The following is a 513-nucleotide window of genomic DNA, read 5'->3' as shown; positions in this document are numbered from 1 at the left end:
AGTACCTGGTATGTGCACATTTATGCCGAAGATGAAGACGGCAAGGAATTATTTACAGTCCATTCCGGAGCATTTCTACTTGAAGTGCCGGAACAGGTCGCCAAGCCGGTGGCAGACCCGGCCGGCGGCGCAGTTCCGTCCGGCACCAAGATAACGTTGAGCACGCCAACAGAAGGAGCAACGATTTACTACACGACGGACGGCAGCGAACCGACGAGCAGCAGTGCCGAATATACTGCGCCCATTGAAGTGACAACAGAGATGACGATCAAGGCAATTGCTGTGAAGGCAGGTATGCTGGACAGTGAAGTGATGGAGGAGCATTACACGATCCGATTACCTGATCAGGTTGCCAAGCCGGTTGCAGATCCTTCCGGTGGTGTGGTTCCGTCCGGCGCCAAGGTGACATTGAGTTCGTCGACCGAAGGAGCGACGGTTTACTACACAACGGATGGCAGTACACCGAGCCGCAGCAGTGTCGAATATACCGGACCAATCGAAGTTACTTCGGAG

At 54.4% G+C, this 513-nt stretch carries 1 protein-coding gene; it reads left to right on the top strand.

Annotation, left to right across the window (positions count from 1 at the left end; genetic code table 11):
- Window positions 1-84: 84 nt before the first annotated feature.
- A partial coding sequence (locus AB1L17_RS31520; protein ID WP_412848927.1) for a chitobiase/beta-hexosaminidase C-terminal domain-containing protein occupies window positions 85-513 on the top strand: 429 nt, incomplete at its 3' end.

It is taken from the genome of Brevibacillus jepli (assembly GCF_047229145.1).
GTDB lineage: Bacteria > Bacillota > Bacilli > Brevibacillales > Brevibacillaceae > Brevibacillus.
The sequence above is the reverse complement of the archived record's forward strand: the minus strand, read 5'-3'. Positions and strand labels throughout refer to the sequence as shown.